This window comes from Microbulbifer elongatus, from assembly GCF_021165935.1.
Lineage (GTDB): Bacteria > Pseudomonadota > Gammaproteobacteria > Pseudomonadales > Cellvibrionaceae > Microbulbifer > Microbulbifer elongatus.
Genome location: NZ_CP088953.1, coordinates 735,071 through 754,473 on the forward strand (window position 1 = coordinate 735,071; position 19,403 = coordinate 754,473).

Below are 19,403 nucleotides of genomic sequence, written 5' to 3' on the forward strand. Positions count from 1 at the left end.
CTTGTGAGACCGCACCCGGTAGCGGCGCCGCCACAGAGTCACTTAAATGAACGGCATCGCGAGCTGAGGCGGGTGTTTACCGTTGCATGGCAATGTACAGCAATCAGAAGCGATAGCTGACACCCAGTGATGCGGTACGTGGACGATTGACCCGTGCACCGTCCGGTGCGCGGTTGACGATGGCCTGCTCGTCCAGCAGGTTGTCCACTTTCAGGTATCCGGCCAGGTCGGCGCTGAAATCGTAGTGGGCCGCGGCATCGACCACCCACAGGGATTCGGTAACGTCGAACTGGTCGGTGTCACCGCGATTGCAGTAGTTGTCGACACACATCTCATCCTGATAGGCCGCAGTCAGATTGACCCGCCAGGCGGCACCACTGTCGATACCGGTCGTTACCGCGAAAACATTCTCCGGCAGATACGCGAAGTTGTCCCCTTCAGCGAGGCCGTCTTCGCCATTCGAGGTCACATACGCAAGGCTGTCCTGACTGATTTCTGCGTCGGTTAAGGTGTAGCTGGCCTGCAGCGGAACCGACCAGCCATTGGCCAGCTGCCATTGCCCACCGATACTGGCTTCCAGACCGCGGATCTCGGATTCACCCAGCGCGTAGTTGCCGCTGTCCTGTCCGTTGGCGCAGGGCTGCGCCACCGAGCAGTTCTGTACCGTGCTTTCGTAATCACTGTAGAAGGCGATCATCTCCAGCTGCAGGTCGCCCCCGTGGAGGCGGAAACCACCCTCGTAGTTGGTGGACAGATCGCCCGCCTCACCTTCGGAAGATCCACTCCCGGGAGGTGCGAAACCGCGGTGTACACCGGCCAACAATGTCACACTGTCATTCACCGCGTAGGTGAACCCCAGTCCCGGGAGCCATTCGCTGACGGAGTTGGAGCGGCTACTGCCGGCTTCGGTGCGCTCGTTGTTCTCGTAGCGCTGCTGGCTGGTCTCCAGTTCTTCGTAACGCAGTGCCGCGGTCAACGCCAGTGCACTGGTCAGCTGAATCTGGTCGTATACGAACAGCGAAGTGGCGTCGGCTTTGCCGACGCGGTTGTTGCTGGCGCTCGGGTCACTGACCCCCTCGTACACCAGCTCACCGTCGATCTGGCTGTAGTTTTCCACCGGCTGGAAGCGATCCACGTCATCGTAGTGGTCGCGCACACCGAACTCCAGGTCGTGGGCAATACCCGCGGTTTGCAGTTGCCAGTTAGCGCTTACTTGCACGCCACGGGAGACATAGTTGCGGTTGTTGTGTTTGATACCGACATTTTCATAGTCCAGGGTGCCATCGAGCACCGCCTGCGCATCGGTGTCACCGGCATTGGCTGCGTCGATCAGGCTGCCCAGACTCACCTTGAACCAGTCGCGTTTGAATTTGTTGTAGTAAGCCTGGGTGTTGAGGCTGAAGGTGTCGCTCAGCGCAATGCTGTGATTCAGCTGGACCGTGCTGTGGCGGTTCTGCATTTCGTCCAGCGCGCTGATGCCGTAGCGACGGTTGGGGTCTTGCGCGAGATCGGCGTCGGTCAGCCCCAGGTAGCTCATGCCGGACTCTTCTTCGGAATACTGCAGCTTGATCTCCAGCTGTTGCGCGTAGCTGGCGCCTTCCGCCGAGCTCAGACGACCTTTCAGCAGGTAATCTTCCTTTGCGATATCTGCGCTGCCGGCGCGGTCGATATCACGAAAGCCGTCGGCCTGTTGCTGGTGGGTTTCGATCAGCCAACCGGTGGTTTCGGTGCTCGCCCCGTAGTAGGTGTGCAGACGGTTTTCTCCGAACTGGCCCGCTTCCAGCTGCACTTTGCCGGCGCTGCCTTCCGGAATCTCGGTACTCAGCATGTTCACGGCGCCGCCCACGGTGAAAGGACCGTACTTGAGAGTGCCGGGGCCCTTCAGCACCTCAATGGCCTGCAGACGACCAGCAGTAGGAAAATAGTAGGCTTCCGGCGCGGAGTAAGGCGCTGGTGCAACCAGCACGCCGTCTTCCAACAGGGAGATCTTACCGGAGCGCTCACCAAAGGCGCCGCGAATACCAATGTTCGGGCGCAGACCGTAACCGTCTTCCTCGCGCAGATATACACCCGGAACATTGCGCATCATGCGGTTGATGTCGACAAACTCGAACTGTTCCAGGTCCTCTGCACTCACCAGGTGCGCAGATCCCGGCAGGGAATGCAGCGTTTCACGATCGCCGAGGACAGAAACAGTCTCCAGGGCCTGGGGGCTGTCGGCAGCAATTCCCTGGCTGCTGAGGGCGGCACAGAGTGCGAGGGATAGAGGGGTGAGGGTAAAACGGGCCATTGGCTCTCCTTGGTCCAGGTTTCTCATCATTCATCAATATTATTAATGAGAACGATTATATTTTTTTAAATCAACTTTGTCATGAAAGACATGGACTTTTGGTTGTACATGTGTTCGAGAATGTGCCGGCCACGTTTTGGGGCATGTGGTGACCAGACTACTATGGGCTGTTACACCCTGGCTGGTTGTAGGAGCATGTATGCTGAGACCGATACAGGAATCGGATATTGAACGCCTGCTGCAGCTATGGCTTTACCTGGCCTGTAGCAGCCACCCAAGCCTGCCGGTGAGCTATTGGACCGACGCCGGCCGCGCCATGCGACGTCGGTTGCAGGCGCAGTGTCGGTTTGGCGCCCCGGGGGATTTGGCCAGCAGTAGTCACTGGGTATATACACGCCCGGGGAGTCAGATACCGGAGGGACTGGTCACCATCGCCGAGAACCGGCAAGTGGAAACGATCTTCGTTTCCCCCGGAGAACAGGGCCATGGTGTCGGCAGTGAGCTGATGGCCCAGGCAAAGTTTGGGCGCATTCAACTGGAGACTCAGGTACTGGAAGAGAATCTGCGCGGCCGCTACTTTCTACAGCAGCACGGATTCAATGAGGCTGAACGGGTATTCAACAGCGCCGCCAATCAGGATCAGATCTTTATGCATTGCCGGGTTGCGTAAGCCGACTGCCCGCGGGCACCCCACGGGTAGAGCTGCCTGACACGCATAAAAAAGCCCGCACGGTGCTGACCGAGCGGGCTTTTTTATTCGTGCGGTAAAGCGCGGTTAGACGTCGAGGTTTTCCACGGCGAGCGCGTTACTCTCGATAAACTCCCGGCGGGGCTCGACCTGATCACCCATGAGGGTGGTAAAGATCTGATCTGCGGCGATCGCGTCCTCCACGGTGACCTGCAGCATGCGGCGGGTTTCCGGGTTCATAGTAGTGTCCCACAACTGCTCCGGGTTCATCTCACCCAGCCCCTTATAGCGCTGGATACTGTAGCCGCGGCGACTTTCGTTCATCAGCCAGTTCAGTGCTTCCGGGAAGCTGTATACCGGCTGTTGTTTTTCACCACGCTGGATATAGGCGCCCTCTTCCAGCAGATCCTGCATCTTCTCACCCAACTGACAGATGGCGCGGTATTCTGCGGACTCGAAAAACTCGTGATTTACCGTGAAGCGACTGCTGACCCCATGGGCGACAATATCAATGGTGGGCAGGAACAGGTTGCGCTCACTGTCTTCCGTCACAGACACACGGTGGCGACGGCCACCACCCTCACCTTCCTGCTCCAGGCGCACCTGCAGCCTTTCACTCCACGCTTCCATGGCCTCGCGCGATGGTAAATCTTCCGGCCGCACGCTGGGCAGATACACCATGCTCTGGAGTACCTCTTGGGGATACAGGCGGGACAGGCGATCAATGGTGGCCATCACCGCCCGGTATTCTTTCACCAGGGACTCCAGGGCGGTTCCCGACAGGCCGGGGGCCTCCGGGTTCACATAAAGGGTCGCGCTTTCCAGGGCCGCATTGGTGAGGAACTGGGTCAGTGCAGCTTCGTCTTTCAGGTACTGCTCCTGTTTACCCTTGCCGATCTTATACAGAGGTGGCTGGGCGATAAACACATGACCGCGCTCGATCAGCTCCGGCATCTGACGGAAGAAGAAGGTCAGCAGCAGGGTACGGATGTGGGCACCGTCGACGTCGGCGTCCGTCATGATAATGATGGAGTGGTAACGCAACTTGTCCGGATTGAATTCGCTTTTCCCGATACCGCAGCCGAGCGCGGTAATCAGGGTACCCACTTCCGCACTGGACAACATCTTGTCGAAGCGCGCCTTCTCCACATTGAGGATCTTGCCCTTGAGCGGCAGGATGGCCTGGGTGCGGCGATCGCGACCCTGTTTGGCAGAACCACCTGCTGAGTCACCCTCCACCAGGTAGAGTTCGGACAGGGCCGGATCTTTCTGCTGGCAATCCGCCAGCTTTCCGGGCAGCCCGGCAATATCCAGGGCGCCCTTGCGACGGGTCATTTCACGGGCCTTGCGCGCGGCTTCACGGGCGCGGGCGGCATCGATCATCTTGCCGACCACAGCCTTGGCTTCCTGAGGGTTTTCCAGCAGGTAGTCGTTGAAGGACTGCCCCATTTCCTGTTCAACCGCGGGTTTTACTTCCGATGAAACCAGCTTGTCTTTGGTCTGGGAGGAGAATTTGGGGTCCGGTACCTTCACCGAAATGATCGCGGTAAGACCTTCACGCGCATCATCGCCGGTGGTGCTGACCTTGTCTTTCTTACCTACACCCTCTTTCTCGATATAGTTGTTGAGCCCCCGGGTCAGGGCCGCCCGGAAGCCCGCCAGGTGGGTACCGCCGTCCCTTTGGGGAATATTATTGGTGTAGCAGTAGATATTCTCCTGGAAGGAGTCATTCCACTGCAGCGCCACCTCCACAGCGATCCCATCTTCACGCTGATTCTGGAAGTGGAGGACCTTGTTGATCGGGGTTTTGTTCTGGTTCAGGAACTCCACAAAGGCACGCAGACCGCCTTCGTATTCATAGACCTCCTCCTTGCCGGTCCGCTCATCTCCCAGAACGATACGTACGCCAGAATTCAGGAAGGACAGTTCCCGCAGACGCTTGGCCAGCTGCTCGAAATGGAATTCGATATTGGAAAAGGTCTCCGCGGAAGGTTTGAAATGTACCGAGGTACCGGTAGTTTCACTGTCTCCCACCACCGTCAGCGGGGCATCGGGCACACCGTGGCGATAGACCTGCTCGTGGATCTTGCCCCCGCGACGAATGGTCAGTTTGAGCTCTTCGGACAAGGCATTCACCACAGAGACGCCCACGCCGTGCAGACCACCGGACACCTTGTAAGTATTGTCATCAAACTTACCACCGGCGTGGAGGACGGTCATGATCACTTCGGCTGCGGAAACCCCCTCTTCCGGGTGCATTTCTGTGGGAATACCCCGGCCATTGTCGGACACGCTGACAGACTCGTCCGGGTGAATGGTCACCCGAATCTCATCGCAATGCCCCGCCAGCGCTTCGTCGATGGAGTTGTCCACCACCTCAAATACCATGTGGTGGAGGCCTGTGCCGTCGTCGGTATCGCCAATATACATTCCCGGGCGCTTGCGCACCGCATCCAGGCCCTTGAGTACCTTGATGCTACTGGAATCGTAATTATTCTCTTGCGACATTCTGTTGCTCCATTCGCACCGGCATGATTACCGGGCCTGCTTTAGTTCAGTATTCAGTCGTTCGTTACCAGCCAGCCGTTTCCGGCATGTGTTGAGGCTGGTTCGCCACCCGGCCCACCAATCCGTTGGCGCCGGGAGCTAATAGTACGTGGGGCAGCCGGCTATCGGTCCGCCGCATACCCCACGTTGGTGATCTCCCCATGTTCCACGTGGAACATCTGTGGAGCCCCCCATGGCCCATCAAGGGCTAACCAGGGGGCTGCCGTCGTATTCGCTTCAATACCGGTCACCAGCACCTGGCTGGCGCACGCCCGCAACCAGCGGGCAAACAGTGCCTGATTCGTCTGATCCAGCTCCGACGGCAGATCGTCTACCAGAAAAACCGGTTTTTCACCGGAATCCATCACGGAAGCCATGGCCGTGCGCAAGGCACAAACCGCCATCTTCTGCTGACCGCGGGACAGTACCGCGTGGGCAGGCTGGCCGTGGATAGAAAATCGTAGATCCGCACGGTGTGGGCCGACACGGGTAAACCCCTGCTCCAGATCGCCTTCGCGGGCCCCTTCCAGCGCATCGGCCAGAGACAGCTCACGCTTCCAGCCACTGCGATAGCTCACCTTTAGATCCGCGAAAACCTCCGAGGGTAGATCCTGCAGACGCCGCGCGAACTCGCTCTGAAGCAGCTCAAACACCCTACGACGCAGCGCGTCCACTACTTCGCCACTCTGCAACAGTTGATGTTCCCAAGGGGCGAGAAAATTGGAGTCAATTTTACCACGACGCAGCACTGCATTGCGTTGCTTTAACGCGCTTTGATACACCTTCCAGTGCATCGAGAAGGAATGTTCCACGTGGAACACAGACCAGTCCAGAAGTTGTCTGCGAACGCTGGGTCCGCCGTCCAGCGCGGAAAAGCTTTCACTGTTGATCACCTGCAAAGGCAGACAGGCTGCAAGCTGCGAACTCGACTCCGCCGCAGACTGGTTAATACGAATCCTCCCCTGCCCATCCCGGCGCTTCTCCACCCCGAGGGTGATACCGCTATCCAGGCGGCCAAACACTGCTAGCGAGGGCTGCTCGTAGCGAATCACCGACTGGCTCTGCCGAGACCGGAAGGAGCGCCCGCTGGCGAGCATGTGCACCGCCTCCAGTAGGGATGTCTTACCGCTACCGTTGGCACCGCAAAACAGGCTCACACGCCCGGCGAGGTCCAGCTCTCCGTGCCCGATATTCCGGAAGTTATTCAACACCAGTCGATTCAGCGCCAAGGGATACTCCTCGTGCCCACCGGGGGCGGCGCCGACCGACCTACTGCCGGCGTACCGACATCAATTATCCAACCACCAATACGAAAAGACCGCCATCCAGAACAGATGGCGGTCTCTAATTGCGATCTATCAAGCAGAATCAATCTGTGCACTCGCAGCCTGGCACCGTTACTCAAACCATTAAAGGCGCATCGGCATAATGACGTAAACGGCATCGCCCTGCTCGGGCTGCTGCAACAGCGCACTGCTGTTCGCATCGCCGAGGCCAATACGAATCTGATCGCTATGAATGGCACCGGTGACATCCAGCAGGTAGCCCACGTTAAAGCCAATCTCCAGTGGGTCACCGTGATAATCCACCATCAACTGCTCTTCCGCCTCTTCCTGCTCCGGGTTATTCGCCACTATCTGCAGCAGGCCCTCCGAAAGCTGCAGGCGGACCCCGCGATATTTTTCATTGGAGAGAATGGCCGCACGCTGGAAAGCCTGACGCAACGCGAGGCGATCCGCGAACACCTCATTGCCGGTACCGCGGGGCAATACGCGCTCGTAGTCCGGGAACTTGCCGTCCACCAGTTTGGAAGTGAAGGTAAACTGGCCGCAAACCACACGAATATGGTTGTTCCCCAATACCACATCCGCGCTGGTGTCGGTGTCCTCAAGCAGGCGTGCAAGCTCTAGAACACCCTTACGGGGCACGATCGCCTGGACCGGCGTCTCCACATTCAAGCCGGGGGCATCGCGGTCACACAACGCCAGGCGGTGACCGTCGGTAGCCACTGCGCGCAATTGCTGCGGGCGACACTCGAGCAGCAGACCATTCAGATAGTAACGGACATCCTGTTGCGCCATGGCAAAACCGGTGGCGTCGATCAGGCGGCGAATCTCCCGCTGGGAAATAGAGAAGCGGCTCTGCGCGGTGGTTTCTTCCTGATTGGGGAAGTCGCTGGCGGGCAAAGTGGACAGCTGGTAACGGCTGCGACCACTGCGCAGTACAAGGCGCTCTCCGTCGCGCTCGAATTTCAGTTCGGAACCGTCCGGCAGCGAACGACAGATATCCAGCAGTTTACGCGCCGGCACGGTTACTTCCCCTTCCAGTTCCGCGGGCTGCTCCAGCTGCAGGCGCCCGACGATCTCTACCTCGAGGTCCGTGCCCGTTAGCGACAACTCCTGCCCCTGCAATTGCATCAGCACATTTGCCAGCACCGGCAGGGTCTGGCGCTTCTCGACTACGCCGGCAACCAGCTGCAAGGGTTTTACCAGGGCATCACGGCTTACGCTGAATTTCATAAATATCGCCTTGATCTACGTTAGGTCATTCTTGTTGTGACGCGGATGCGAAATCGGGCAGCCGCGAAAATAATTTAAATATCAGTAGGTTACCGCAATCAGGTGGTCAGAGAGCGGGTCAGCAGGCGCACGTCTTCACGAATATCGCCATCGGACTCCTGCAGCTCCTTGATCTTGCGGCACGCGTGCAGCACCGTCGTGTGGTCACGCCCCCCGAATGCATCACCAATTTCCGGCAAGCTGTGATTGGTGAGCTCCTTGGCCAGAGACATCGCCACCTGCCGCGGACGCGCGACGGATCGGCTGCGGCGCTTCGACAGCAGATCCGCCACCTTGATCTTGTAGTACTCCGCTACCACGCGCTGAATATTATCGATACTTACCAATCGATCTTGCAGTGCCAGCAGGTCTTTCAGCGCCTCGCGCACCAGAATATCGTCAATTGCCCTACCGGTGAACTGGGCGTTCGCAATTACCCGGCGCAGAGCACCTTCCAGTTCGCGCACATTCGATCGAATGCGTTGCGCGATGAAAAACGCGGAGTCGTGCGGGAGGTCTACACCCACCTGCTCCGCCTTCTTCATCAGAATGGCCACCCGGGTTTCCAGCTCTGGCGGTTCCACCGCCACCGTCAGCCCCCAGCCGAACCGCGACTTGAGCCGCTCTTCCAGACCATCAATTTCTTTGGGGTAGCGATCACAGGTCAGAATAATCTGCTGACCACCTTCGAGCAGCGCATTGAAGGTGTGGAAAAACTCTTCCTGAGAGCGCTCTTTACCGGCAAAAAACTGAATATCATCGATCAGCAGCGCGTCCACCGAACGGTAGTAGCGCTTGAAATCGCTGATCGCGTTAAGCTGCAGCGCCTTCACCATGTCGGCAACAAAGCGCTCGGAGTGCAGATACACCACCTTCGCATTGGGGTTCCGCTCCACCAGCGCATTCCCCACCGCGTGCATCAAGTGGGTCTTGCCCAGACCTACCCCGCCATAAATAAACAGTGGGTTGTAGGCGCCACCGGGGTTATCCGCGATCTGTTGCGCCGCCGCGAGGCCAAGCTGGTTGGACTTACCTTCCACAAATGAAGCGAAGGTAAACCCGCGATTGAGCGCACTGCCGTGTTTGATCGCCCCCTCCACCTCGACCTTGCGCTGGCCCGCACCCGCCGCCGGTAGCGAAGGTGCCGCTACCGCATCGCTGGAGTGCAAATCCGCAGGCAGCTTTTCCGCTGGGGTGAGGGCCTCCGCACTGGCCTCTTCCGCCGCCAGATGGTTGTGCGCTTCCATCCCGGGCAGACTGCGATTGACGGGCACTGCCTGTGCCGCCGGCTGAGACGCGGGCGCCCGCTCACTCACCGGCGCTGCATGGCGCACCGCGCCTGCGGAAGCAACGGGTGCTGCGGCGTAACCGGGCACAGCACCATTTTCAACAGGAGCGCTTGCCGGCCTTTGCGTGCTCCCACCGCTGTTGCGTGCGTAGCCACCAAAACCGGTGGCCTGACTGTGACTTGTGTGGGACTGCCCACCAAAGCCGCTATCGCCGTTCAGGCTGCGACGGAAGCGCGAAGTACGCCGATCGAGCGATACCACCTCGACCGGCAGAGAGCGACCAGCAAATTGCTGAACCAGCTCGCGAATACGATCGAGAAACTTGTCGCTTACCCAGTTGAGGATAAAGCGATTGGGTGCAACCAGACGCAGCTCTCCTTCGGAGCTGTCATCACTGACGCGAAGCGGCCGAATCCAGGTGCTGAATTGCTGCGGTGGCAGCTCATCCTGCAAACAGGCAGCACACTGCTTCCAGACGGAATCAGACAAGGAACCCCCTAAGAATGACGGAACGAGGTGAACTGCGCCCGGCTAATACCGGCCCCATGATTTACAGTGGAGCGCCCCCAAAAACGCCGGGCATCACCTCAAAAGAAGGGCGACAGTATATCGGTTAGACTCCGGGTTATCCACAATTCCGCGGGATTTGGGGACAAGTTTTCCGTGGGAAAGCCTTGAAATATCAATCACTTGACCACTAAGTAATCGCCCACTGACAGAAGATAAAAGAAAGTTATCCACATGAGACTGTGAGTATCTTGGGACAAACCGGTGCACTCCCGCAAATAATCCCACTAATACAATCACTTACGAAAATGACAGCAAATTCCACCCGCAGCGGACGCAGTGCGGCACCCGACTGAGATACGCGACCACCGCCACAGACAGGGCACCACACCGGCTAAACCCGCTATTAAGGATGAGAAGCCCGGGTGGCCCCGGCACTGCGGCGCCGCCCGTCGATAATCACGGGAATAAACCGCCGTTAGCGTTGCGTTGGTTGGCTTCTTTCTATACAATCCGCCGCCTTCGCAGCGCATAGCCTGCTCCGAAGTATGTCTTCTCCCAGTGGGGACGGACACACCGCAAACAGGCTAATGCCAAACGCGGTAAAGAGTTACCCAAACTTCCCGGACACGACTCCAGGACAACAATCCAGGTAGTAATACGATGAAACGTACATTTCAGCCCAGCAACTTGAAGCGCGCTCGCACCCACGGCTTCCGTGCCCGTATGGCCACCAAGAACGGCCGTAAGATTCTGGCCCGTCGTCGCGCCAAGGGCCGCAAGGTTCTGTGCGCCTAAGATTGCCGCCTAGCGAGCAACCTTATACTTGCCACTGAATCACTATGCAGTGCTCACGCAGCGACTTCGCATTCGCCAAGCCGCTGCGGCTGCTCAATGCGGCGCAGTATCGCGCCGTTTTTGATTCGGCGCCGGTTCGCGCCGCGCAACCCCAGTTTCTGATCCTCGCCCGCCCCAACGAGCTGGACCATCCCAGGCTCGGCCTCGTAATCGCCAAAAAACACGTTCGCAACGCAACCGACCGCAATCGGATAAAACGCATTGCGCGGGAAACCTTTCGCCTGCGCCAGCACGAACTGTTTCCGCTGGATGCGGTGGTGCTCGCCCGAGGCGGTGCCGGTGAACTCGATAACGCCGCGCTGGGCAAGATCTTCAACAAACTGTGGCGCAAGCTCGACCAGCGCGCGCGGAATCTGCAGTCGGAGTCCAACCCGTCGCGCAGCGGTAAACCGCCGCGCCGCAAGTCCACAAACGCACGCCGGGGGCCGAAAAAGGCCGGGCCGGCCCCGGCGGAGTTGCCAAACACACCGGGAAGCAAACCGTGACCTGGCTGGCCATCAAGCTGATCCACCTGTACCGGCTGATCGCCAGTCCCTGGGTTGGCAATCAGTGCCGCTTTTATCCCACTTGCTCCTGTTATGCTGAACAAGCATTAAAGACACACGGATTCTGCAAAGGGGGTTATTTAACCCTGCGCCGCCTTATAAAATGCCACCCCTGGCACCCGGGGGGGCTCGACCATGTCCCGCCCGCAAACCACGCACCCGAATCACCGGCGACCGCCGAGTCGCCGCCCAAGCAACAAGGCTAACGACATAATGGATTGGCAACGCTACACGCTGGTCGGCGGCATCGCCGCAGTCCTTCTGGCATTGATTTATCAGTGGAACGCTTTCAAGGAGCAACACACTCCGGCCATTGACCAGAAAACTGTGGTGCACCACCAGAGCGCCGGCACGGAAACCCTCCCCAGCAGCCAGGCCCAGTCCAGCACCGCAGGTGCCGGTAACGATCTGCCCGAAGGCACTATGCCCGAAGTGGGCAGCAGCGCCCAGCCAGAACTGATTACCGTCAACACCGACACCCTGAGCCTGCTGATCGACCCCCACGGCGGTGACATCGTCAAGGTAGCGCTGCGCGAGTTTTATGAGGAAATCGACACCCCGGATCGCCCGCTGATCCTCCTCAACCAGACCCGCAGCCACACCTATGTGGCAAAAAGCGGTCTGGTCGGTGGCAAGGGCAGCTGCTCTGCGGGCCGCCCGGTATTCACCAGCGATGCCACCGAGTATGCGCTGCAGGAAGGCAAAGACACCCTGACAGTGGACCTGAAGCAGAGCCAGAACAATATCGGTTTCACCAAACGCTACACCTTTACCCGTGGCGACTACCTGATCAAGGTTTCCTACATTATCGACAACGGCCGTGAGAAACCGCTGCTCGCCGGTATGTGTGGGGAAATCGTGCGCGACAGTCTGGAACCCCCGGTGGACATGGGCATCGGTATGTCCCCCTTCCTGGGCGCCGCTCTGCACACCAGTGAAGAGAATTACTACAAGCAGGATTTCGAAGACATCGCCAAGAAGCCGACCACCGAAACCATCGAGGGCGGCTGGGTGGCCATGGTGCAGCACTATTTCCTGAGTGCCTGGGTACCCAATCAGCAGGAGCGTAACACCTACACTCTGGAACCCATCGGCAATGGTCTGTACAGCATGGGCTTCACCAGCCCGCAACTGCGGGTGGAGCCGGGCCAACAGGGCTCCGTCGAGGCGTCTTTTTATGTGGGCCCGAAAGACGTGTACCGCCTGGAAGAGATTTCGCCCTATCTGGACCTGACCGTGGATTACGGCTGGCTGTGGTGGCTGGCCAAGCCGATGTTCCGCGTGCTGCACTGGATCCACGAGCACCTGGTCGCCAACTGGGGCTGGGCGATCATTCTGTTGACCGTATTCATCAAGGCGCTGCTGTATCCGCTGTCCGCCGCCGGCCTCAAGTCCATGGCGCGTATGCGCAAGTTCGCACCGCAGATGAAAAAACTGCAGGAGCAATACAAGGACAACCGCCAGAAGCTGGCGGAAGAGACCATGAAGCTGTACCGCCGCGAGAAGATCAACCCGGTGGGGGGCTGTCTACCCATTCTGCTGCAGATGCCGGTGTTTATCGGGCTCTACTGGATGCTGATGGAAACCGTGGAGCTGCGTCACGCGCCGTGGATTCTGTGGATTCACGACCTGTCGGTGAAGGACCCCTACTTTATTCTGCCAGTGATCATGGGCGCCACCATGTGGCTGATGCAGAAGCTGCAGCCGCAACCCACCGATCCCACTCAGGCGAAGATCATGCAGCTGATGCCGATCATGATGACCTTCTTCTTCCTGTGGTTCCCGGCTGGGCTGGTACTGTACTGGATCGCCAACAACCTGATCTCCATCGCCCAGACCTGGTTTATCAATAAGCAGGTTGAGGCGGCGAGCAAGTAACAAAATGTTACCCCCGGTGCGGGGCGGCGAAGCACCGGGTGGATGGTTTTGAAACCGCTGTGAATACATCCCTGTACGCTGCGTCAGCGACGTCCCTGTCGCTGACGCTTTCAAAACCATCCACCCGGCACTTCGCCTTAGCATCAGCCGCAAGAACTTCGAAAGAAAAAAGGGCCGCATTTCGCGGCCCTTCTTCTATATAAACCAAGTAGCAGAAACCCGGATAGACTCAAAAGTATGTCCCAGCAAAGCCTCAGTAAAGACACCATCGCCGCCGTCGCCACGCCTCCGGGCCGCGGCGGTATCGGTGTGATCCGCCTATCCGGCCCCGAAGCGAAGGCGATCGGAGAACAGCTGAGCCACCGCACCTTCAAGCCCCGCTTCGCCCACTACTGCGATTTCAGCCATCGCGGGCAAACCCTGGATCAGGGGCTGGCCCTTTTCTTTCCCGGCCCCAACTCGTTTACCGGTGAAGACGTCGTGGAACTGCAGGGGCACGGCGGACCCGTCATTCTGGATACGCTGATGTCCGCGCTGCTGGAACTGGGGGCGCGCCAGGCGCGGCCCGGTGAGTTCTCCGAACGCGCCTTTCTCAATGACAAGATGGATCTGGCGCAAGCCGAAGCCATCGCTGACCTGATTGACGCCGGCAGCGCACAGGCTGCCCAGAACGCGCTGCGCTCCCTGCAGGGTGTTTTTTCCGAAAAAATCGAAAAGTTGGCCACACAACTCACCAATTTACGTATCTATGTCGAAGCATCGATCGATTTTCCAGAGGAAGAAATCGATTTTCTCGCCGATGGCAAGGTTGCGGCAGATGTCGAGGCCCTGCTCGCGCAATTGGACCGGGTAGAGGCTCAGGCGCGCCAGGGCACCATCATGCGCGAGGGGATGCAGGTGGCCATTGCCGGCAAACCCAATGCCGGCAAGTCCAGCCTGCTCAATGCCCTGGCGGGAAAAGACACGGCGATCGTGACGGATATAGCGGGAACCACCCGGGATGTACTGCGGGAGCATATTCACATTGACGGTATGCCGCTGCATATTGCCGATACCGCTGGATTGCGTGAGTCGCCGGATCAGGTGGAACAGATTGGTATGCAGCGGGCCTGGGATGAAATCCGCGGCGCTGACCGCGTGCTGCTGGTGGTGGATGCCGCAGAGGTTCCCACACTGGATCCGCAAAAGGCCTGGCCGGATTTTACCGAGCAACTGCCCGACCCGGACAAGCTCACCCTGGTACTGAACAAAATCGACCTTACCGACTACACCCCCGGACTGCAGGCTCAGAGTGACGGCGTCCCCATTGTCGCCATCAGTGCGCGCACCGGCGCGGGTATCGAGGTATTACAACAACACCTGAAGCAATGCATGGGCTACCAGTCTGGTAACGAGGGCAGCTTCAGCGCACGGCGCCGCCACCTGGATGCACTGGCTCGCGCACGGGCCTTTGTCCTGGAGGGCCAGGCGCAACTGTGTGCGGCGGGAGCTGGCGAACTACTGGCGGAAGATTTGCGTCAGGCACAGCAGGCGCTGGGCGAGATTACCGGTGCGATGACCGCCGACGAGCTGCTCGGCAAGATCTTCGGCAGCTTCTGCATCGGTAAATAGGCCGGTGAGGAACGGTTAATGGCGGCTAGCCCGGTACCGATCAGTGGATTTGGCGATCGCGCCCCGCCAGCGCCCCGCAAGTCGCCATCAGCAATGTCAGGCCAACCCCCACCAGCAGCGGCCCCTGCCAGCTGTGCCAGTGTTCGTGCATGGCGCCACTCAGGGCAGGCCCACTCGCCGCCAGCAGATACCCAATAAACTGCGCCATTCCCGACAGGCTTGCCGCCTGCCCCGCACTACCGGTGCGAAACGCCATGAACATGATGGCCAGCAGAAAACAACCGCTGGAACCAAAGCCGAACAGTGCCACCCATAACACGGCCAGCGCGGGATACGCGAGCAGCCCCAGCAGTGCTACGGTCATCAGCAGCGCCATCCCCGCCGCCATCAGGCGCTGATCCCCAAATCGGGCCACCACCGGCCCGAGAAACAGCCCCGGCAACGCCGAAGCCAGCTGCATTTCACCGTGCAGGGAACCGGCCACGACCGCGGTAAATCCGGCGTCGGTAAGAATGGCCGGCAGCCAGCTGGCCATGGAATAAAACATCACCGAGTTGAAACCGAGGAATAGCGTAATCTGCCAGGCAATCGCAGATCGCCATATTCTCCCCACTGAAGGCTCCGCTGGCGCTGGACCCACCGCTGCGACCGACATGCTCCCTGCCCTCGCCATCCCCTGAGCCCGCAAACACCAGACGCCCAGCGCCAGTAGCGGCAGCAACCCCACCGCGAGCAGCCCCCCCTGCCAGCCAAACCACAAGGCCAGCGGCACCATACACACGGATACCAGCGCACCGGCGGTGCCCATGGAAACCCCACTGACACTGGTGGCTTGCGCCACTCGCTCGGGAAAATCCGACTTTACCAGGCTGGGCAACAATACATTTCCCAGGGCGATACCGGCACCGATCACCGCAGTACCGGCAAACAGGGTGGCAACCGTCCCGGCGGAACGCAGCAATACCCCGCAGAAGATCCCCACGAGGGCGGCAAATATGGTGGCAGTGAGCCCCCAGTGCCGCGCCAGGTGGGGCGCAAACAGTGATCCCGCACTGAACATCAGCAGCGGCAAGGTCGTGAGCAGCCCCGCGGTACCGGCATCCAGCCCGAGATCCCGCTGAAGCGTGCCGATAAGGGGGCCTACGCCGGTGACCGGGGCGCGCAGACACGCAGCCATCAGTATCAGGCCAGCGTATAGGAGGAGTGGATTGACCGTACGGGGAACGCTTTGGATTTGTGACACCAATCAGTTTGAGTTCGAAATATTGAAAACCGGTTTTCGGGAGCCCGGCGAGCGGTTTCGCCCCGAGCAGTCTGCCTGCTCCCGGGAGGCGCATTCTTCAACACAGGTCCCCCCCATACAAGCCACAAGAGTTGCCCACAAAAATCCACAAGGTTATCCAGATAGACCACCTATCCAAGCTTCCTGCACAGCTATTTATCCCAGAAAGCCACAGAGTTATACACACTCTAAAAATCCAAGCCCCTGAAAACCCGACCTGTGGACAAATCAAGGGATGAATGGGTATCAAACCCGGTACGAATCCGGGGACAACTGGCAGTGCGCCCGTCACCGGCCAAAGTTATCCCATTCGTCCACATCTCCCTACCGTGGTTGTACCCCCGTAAACACAGGGGTTTACCCGGTGTTTATCCTTTACTTAAGTCATTGTTTTATAAGGAATTTAAGGATCAATACAGAATATTGCCGGGACTAATAATTACATTAAACATAAACACGTACTTATACGTAAGGTATGTATAACTTTATTTATGTATAGATAAGAGTGCAGACTAGGAAATTTCAAAATGCCGCTTTTTTGCACAGCTCAACACCCCTATAATGTGCGGCCGAATTTTTACCTGACTCCCTGTTTATCGGGCTAACCTAGCCAGATCCGTGTGTTTACGCGGCTGGCACCAGAGCTGGATCCTATGGACTACCCCACGCAATATGATGTGATCGTGATTGGCGGCGGACACGCTGGCACCGAGGCGTGCCTGGCGGCGGCGCGTATGGGCAGTCGCACCCTGCTGCTGACCCATAACATCGAAACCCTGGGGCAGATGTCGTGTAATCCGGCCATTGGGGGTATCGGCAAGAGCCACCTGGTGAAAGAGGTGGATGCCCTGGGCGGTGCCATGGCCACCGCCACCGACCTTGGCGGAATCCAGTTCCGCGTACTGAACGCGCGCAAGGGGCCGGCGGTACGCGCCACCCGCGCCCAGGCCGATCGCGCCCTGTACAAGGCGGCGATCCGCAATATCCTGGAAAATCAGCCCAATCTGGATATCTTCCAACAGGCAGCAGACGACCTGATCGTCGAAAATGACCGCGTTTGCGGGGTGGTCACCAATGCGGGCCTGCGCTTCCTCGGCAAGACCGTGGTGATTACCGCGGGTACCTTCCTCGGCGGGCGTATTCATATCGGCCTCGACAATCACTCCGGTGGTCGCGCCGGGGATCCTCCGTCCATCGCCCTCGCCGAGCGCCTGCGCGCCCTGCCGTTCCGCGTCGAGCGTCTGAAAACCGGAACCCCACCCCGTATCGACGCGCGCTCCGTGGACTTCTCCGGGCTGGAGGAACAGTGGGGCGATGCGCCGCTTCCGGTGATGTCTTACCTGGGCAACCGCGACCAGCACCCGCGCCAGGTGTGCTGCTGGATCACCCACACCAACGAGAATACCCACGACATCATCCGCGGTGGCCTGGACCGTTCACCGATGTATTCAGGGGTGATCGAAGGCATTGGCCCGCGCTACTGCCCGTCCATCGAGGACAAGGTGCACCGTTTTGCGGACAAGAACAGCCACCAGATCTTTATCGAGCCCGAGGGTCTGACCACCAACGAGCTCTATCCCAACGGGATCTCCACCAGCCTGCCGTTCGACGTGCAGATGAATCTGGTGCGCTCGATCAAAGGCTTTGAGAACGCGCATATCACCCGCCCCGGCTACGCCATCGAGTACGACTTCTTCGACCCGCGGGATCTGCTGCCGTCGCTGGAAACCAAATTTATCGGTGGTCTGTACTTTGCCGGTCAGATCAATGGCACTACCGGTTACGAAGAAGCCGCAGCCCAGGGCCTGCTGGCGGGCGCCAATGCCGCTCTGCAGGCACAGGACAAAGACGCCTGGTCCCCGCGCCGCGACGAGGCCTATCTGGGCGTACTGGTGGACGACCTGATCACCAGTGGCACCAAGGAGCCCTACCGGATGTTTACCAGCCGTGCGGAATACCGCCTGCTGCTGCGGGAAGACAACGCGGATCTGCGCCTGACCCAAAAAGGCCGCACCCTGGGCCTGGTGGACGATGTGCGCTGGCAGGCTTTTTGTGAAAAACGCGAGGCCATCGCCTTGGAGCAGCAGCGTCTCAGGGATACCTGGATCCAGCCGGGATCCGACGCCGCCAAGACCGTCGAACAGAAGCTGCCGCAGCCACTGGCGCGGGAATACAGCCTGCAGGATCTGCTCAAGCGCCCGGAACTGGAGTACGCAGACGTGGCCGCGCTCAAGGGCGAGCCGGTCTCCGATGAGCAGGTGGCCGAACAGGTGGAGATCTCTGCAAAGTATGCGGGTTATATCGACCGCCAGCGGGACGAGATCGAGCGCCTGCAGGCCTACGAGGACACCCCGTTGCCGGTGGACTTCGACTATGCCGCCGTCTCCGGCCTGTCCAACGAGGTGATCCAGAAGCTGTCCGACGCGCGCCCGGATACCCTGGCCCGCGCCGGCCGTGTGCCCGGTGTGACCCCTGCAGCGGTGTCGCTGCTGCTGATCCAGCTGAAAAAGCGTGGTCTACTGAACCGCAAAAAGGCGGTTTGAGCGGATGGAGCAGTTTCGCACCCGGCTGCAGCAGGCGGCCACCCAGCTCGATCTGACTCTCAGCGGCGAACAGCAGGACAGGCTGCTGGCCTACCTCGACCTGTTTGCGCGCTGGAACGCCGCCTACAACCTGTCCGCGGTACGCGATCCGGCGGAAATGCTGGAGCGCCATATCATCGACAGTCTGAGCGTGGTCAATCTGTGCGGCAGCAGTGCCGAGGACCAGTCCCCGCTGATCGATGTGGGCTCCGGCGGCGGCCTGCCGGGCATTCCCCTGGCCATCATCCACCCCGAGCGCCCCATCAGCCTGCTGGACAGCAACGGCAAGAAATCCCGCTTCCAGTTTCAGGTGGCCAGCCAGCTCAAGCTCACCAATATCAACGTGGTGAACCAGCGGGTAGAGGCCTATCAGCCGCAGGATCTTTACGCGGGGGTGGTTTCCCGGGCGTTTGCCTCGCTGCAGGACATGGTTTCCGGAAGTGAACACTTACTTGCTCCCGGGGGCCGATTCTATGCGATGAAGGGCAAGATCCCGGAAGATGAGTTGAGTGCATTGCCAAAAGGCATTAAGGTCGAACAGCTGCACCCACTGCGTGTACCCGGGTGTGATGCCGAGCGCCATCTGATCGTCCTCCAGCGTGCGGATTGAGCCAGCGGCCACGCTTCCCCTTACCGGGGTGGACCACAACACACGAATTCGATACCAGCACACCGGGCCGATGTTCGCGGGTGTGCTTTTGCTGCCGCATCTTCCGGTGACACCGGCCTAGCGGCGAGCCCGGACCGCCAGAGGAGCTGTGCTGCCGG

At 59.4% G+C, this 19,403-nt stretch carries 14 protein-coding genes; 8 read left to right on the plus strand and 6 right to left on the minus strand.

What is annotated here, in order from left to right:
- Positions 1-103: 103 nt before the first annotated feature.
- The gene (locus LRR79_RS03000; protein ID WP_231758937.1) at positions 104-2,290 is read right to left on the minus strand and encodes a TonB-dependent receptor family protein; all 2,187 of its coding nucleotides are present in this window, start codon (positions 2,288-2,290) and stop codon (positions 104-106) included.
- 199 nt (positions 2,291-2,489) lie between these two features.
- Here LRR79_RS03000 and LRR79_RS03005 point away from each other — a divergent pair, with 199 nt between their 5' ends.
- Positions 2,490-2,960, plus strand: coding sequence for a GNAT family N-acetyltransferase (locus tag LRR79_RS03005; RefSeq protein WP_231758938.1), 471 nt, complete (start codon positions 2,490-2,492; stop codon positions 2,958-2,960).
- Positions 2,961-3,065: 105 nt separating this feature from the next.
- Here the strand turns inward: LRR79_RS03005 and gyrB are convergent, their stop codons facing one another.
- The 4 genes from gyrB to dnaA form a co-directional block, all read right to left on the minus strand.
- Positions 3,066-5,486, minus strand: a complete 2,421-nt coding sequence (gyrB, locus tag LRR79_RS03010; RefSeq protein ID WP_231758939.1) for a DNA topoisomerase (ATP-hydrolyzing) subunit B — start codon at positions 5,484-5,486, stop codon at positions 3,066-3,068.
- A 161-nt stretch (positions 5,487-5,647) separates the two neighbouring features.
- Positions 5,648-6,754, minus strand: a complete 1,107-nt coding sequence (recF, locus tag LRR79_RS03015; protein WP_231758940.1) for a DNA replication/repair protein RecF — start codon at positions 6,752-6,754, stop codon at positions 5,648-5,650.
- A 180-nt stretch (positions 6,755-6,934) separates the two neighbouring features.
- Positions 6,935-8,044, minus strand: coding sequence for a DNA polymerase III subunit beta (dnaN, locus tag LRR79_RS03020; RefSeq protein ID WP_231758941.1), 1,110 nt, complete (start codon positions 8,042-8,044; stop codon positions 6,935-6,937).
- A 98-nt stretch (positions 8,045-8,142) separates the two neighbouring features.
- Entirely contained in the window at positions 8,143-9,861 is a 1,719-nt protein-coding gene (dnaA, locus tag LRR79_RS03025; RefSeq protein WP_231758942.1) for a chromosomal replication initiator protein DnaA, read from the minus strand.
- A 681-nt stretch (positions 9,862-10,542) separates the two neighbouring features.
- Between dnaA and rpmH the strand changes: the two genes are divergently transcribed.
- The 5 genes from rpmH (at position 10,543) to mnmE (ending at position 14,771) form a co-directional block, all read left to right on the plus strand.
- Entirely contained in the window at positions 10,543-10,677 is a 135-nt protein-coding gene (gene rpmH, locus LRR79_RS03030; protein ID WP_043319858.1) for a 50S ribosomal protein L34, read from the plus strand.
- Between the two features lie 44 nt (positions 10,678-10,721).
- Positions 10,722-11,222, plus strand: coding sequence for a ribonuclease P protein component (rnpA, locus tag LRR79_RS03035; protein ID WP_322790438.1), 501 nt, complete (start codon positions 10,722-10,724; stop codon positions 11,220-11,222).
- Positions 11,219-11,488 carry a membrane protein insertion efficiency factor YidD gene (gene yidD, locus LRR79_RS03040; protein ID WP_231758943.1) on the plus strand — a complete coding sequence of 90 codons (270 nt, stop codon included), beginning with the start codon at positions 11,219-11,221 and terminating at the stop codon, positions 11,486-11,488. The genes rnpA and yidD overlap by 4 nt, the downstream gene beginning before the upstream one ends.
- Positions 11,489-11,495: 7 nt before the next feature.
- On the plus strand, positions 11,496-13,160 hold the full coding sequence (yidC, locus tag LRR79_RS03045) for a membrane protein insertase YidC (RefSeq protein WP_231758944.1): 1,665 nt from the start codon (positions 11,496-11,498) through the stop codon (positions 13,158-13,160).
- A 237-nt stretch (positions 13,161-13,397) separates the two neighbouring features.
- The gene (gene mnmE, locus LRR79_RS03050; RefSeq protein WP_231758945.1) at positions 13,398-14,771 is read left to right on the plus strand and encodes a tRNA uridine-5-carboxymethylaminomethyl(34) synthesis GTPase MnmE; all 1,374 of its coding nucleotides are present in this window, start codon (positions 13,398-13,400) and stop codon (positions 14,769-14,771) included.
- Positions 14,772-14,811: 40 nt separating this feature from the next.
- Here mnmE and LRR79_RS03055 read toward each other — a convergent pair whose 3' ends face one another.
- The gene (locus LRR79_RS03055; protein ID WP_231758946.1) at positions 14,812-15,948 is read right to left on the minus strand and encodes an MFS transporter; all 1,137 of its coding nucleotides are present in this window, start codon (positions 15,946-15,948) and stop codon (positions 14,812-14,814) included.
- 758 nt (positions 15,949-16,706) lie between these two features.
- On the opposite strand from LRR79_RS03055, the gene mnmG reads away from it, so the two are divergent.
- Together mnmG and rsmG are read left to right on the plus strand one after the other, a co-directional pair.
- Positions 16,707-18,596 carry a tRNA uridine-5-carboxymethylaminomethyl(34) synthesis enzyme MnmG gene (gene mnmG / locus LRR79_RS03060; protein ID WP_231758947.1) on the plus strand — a complete coding sequence of 630 codons (1,890 nt, stop codon included), beginning with the start codon at positions 16,707-16,709 and terminating at the stop codon, positions 18,594-18,596.
- Positions 18,597-18,600: 4 nt separating this feature from the next.
- Positions 18,601-19,245 carry a 16S rRNA (guanine(527)-N(7))-methyltransferase RsmG gene (gene rsmG / locus LRR79_RS03065; protein WP_231758948.1) on the plus strand — a complete coding sequence of 215 codons (645 nt, stop codon included), beginning with the start codon at positions 18,601-18,603 and terminating at the stop codon, positions 19,243-19,245.
- The last annotated feature ends 158 nt before the right edge of the window (positions 19,246-19,403 follow it).